The following is a 1,649-nucleotide window of genomic DNA, read 5'->3' on the forward strand; positions in this document are numbered from 1 at the left end:
ACTCCTTACACGTTTGGTTCGTCTTACTTTGTTTAGTTTTCAAAGGTCTAATTTCGTGTTTCGTTGTCGTTTTGACAACTACTTAATAATATCAGCTGTTTGACTGGAAGTCAACAACTTTTTTCGAAATTTATTTTTTATTTTTGCTTCGTGTTGCTGTGTTTCTCTGACAACTTCTATATATTATCATCGTTTTAAAAAAACGTCAACTGTATTTTTATACTTTTTTCAATTTATATTGAATATCTTATTTTTAAAAAACACATTCTTTTTCTGGTTGTATTATAGAAGAAACTAACCAATCCGTCGTCTTAACCTCTATCTCACTTTCCAAAATTTTATTTCTCTCCATTCTTTTTCTTCTCATGAAGAAGACATTTATGATTATTTATTCATTATTCACCTATCAACATTGAAATCGCTGTTTTCTTAGTTTCGAAAAATGAAGTTTTAATTAGTATAAGATGTAAAAAAACATAGATATATATCATTTTTTATTTTATTGTAAATAATGCTTATGCTATACTGTTTTTGTTACTATTTTAAGGGGGAATTATTAAATGTTAAAAAGATTGATCGGTCCATTAGCTGTTATTTCACTTTCTCTTTTTGCTTGCGGAAATGAAGAAGCAGACAGTCCAAATGAAGAAACAGCTGAAAGTACCGAGTCTACCGTTGCAAGTCCAGATGAAATCATGAATCAAATTACTGAAAGCAGCTCTGAAGATGAGCGTCCATCAGTATCTCTTGATTTCAACACAGGCGTAGAATGGACAGATGAAGGTTATACCGCTTTGCCTTCTGAAGACGGAAGTTACGCTGTGACTGGTTATATTGAAGGTGGGGATAAACTCTTTTTAGTTCAAGATGGAGAAGTTATGGAAGAAATTCCTTTAACTGACACTTTGGATTTTGAGTACACTATGGAAGGCGGACTTTCTGAAAACCAAGTTTATTACTTTGTAGCAGATGACCGCTTAGAAGTTGGACAGACAGATGTTAATTTAGACGATGCAGACCGTGCAGAAAAAGTTACTTTTGCAGTGGAATAAAAGAGAATTGTATTTAAAAGGAGTTGAAAAGCAGAGAAAAGTTTTTCTGTTTTTCAACTCCCTTTTTCTTTAAAGTCTTTCCTATTAGATGAATTCTTTAGGTGGTGTAAAACTATGCGTTTATTTGGATTGACCATTTTGTTCATGTTTAACACTTTGATTTCTACCTTTATTTCGTTCGCACTTTACGGTTTATTCCGTTTAAATTTTGGTTTAATAGAAGGCGTTACAGATAATTCTGGACTGTTCTTTTTTATTCTTATAGGAATCACATTGCTATTTATTTTATGGTTCAGTTTCTATCAGGTTTACAAACATAACAGAAAAATTTGGCTTACCTTGTTCTTATTATTTGGATTAGTCCTAGTTATTTTCAACAGCAAAGTATTTTGGTTTTTATTTTTAATGCTGATTTATTTTATCGGAATCGGTTTGATTTATTTCGATAAGAATTTTACTCCTGCTAAAGACAATAAAAACTAAAAACAGCCGGTGTCCATGCTTGAACTGCCCCCTGTCAAGTAGACAGGCAAATAAACAAAATTCTTTGTGCCATGTATGACAGTTGTCATGCATGGCTTTTTTTCATACTGGAAT

Annotated in this window: 2 protein-coding genes; both read left to right on the forward strand. The window is 31.9% G+C overall.

Annotated features, from left to right (window positions below; all coding sequences use genetic code 11):
* Window positions 1-560 precede the first annotated feature (560 nt).
* Complete coding sequence (locus BM137_RS11175) at window positions 561-1,052, forward strand: hypothetical protein (RefSeq protein WP_092481240.1); 492 nt, start codon at window positions 561-563, stop codon at window positions 1,050-1,052.
* A 114-nt stretch (window positions 1,053-1,166) separates the two neighbouring features.
* Window positions 1,167-1,535: a hypothetical protein gene (locus BM137_RS11180; RefSeq protein WP_092481241.1), complete on the forward strand. Its 369-nt coding sequence runs from the start codon at window positions 1,167-1,169 to the stop codon at window positions 1,533-1,535.
* Window positions 1,536-1,649 lie beyond the last annotated feature (114 nt).

The organism is Desemzia incerta (assembly GCF_900115825.1).
In the GTDB taxonomy this organism is placed as follows: domain Bacteria; phylum Bacillota; class Bacilli; order Lactobacillales; family Carnobacteriaceae; genus Desemzia; species Desemzia incerta.

Bases quoted from the DNA above. Each gene is read 5' to 3' on its own strand.
- BM137_RS11175 (WP_092481240.1), top strand. From the start codon at position 561: ATGTTAAAAAGATTGATCGGTCCATTAGCTGTTATTTCACTTTCTCTT.
- BM137_RS11180 (WP_092481241.1), top strand. From the start codon at position 1,167: ATGCGTTTATTTGGATTGACCATTTTGTTCATGTTTAACACTTTGATT.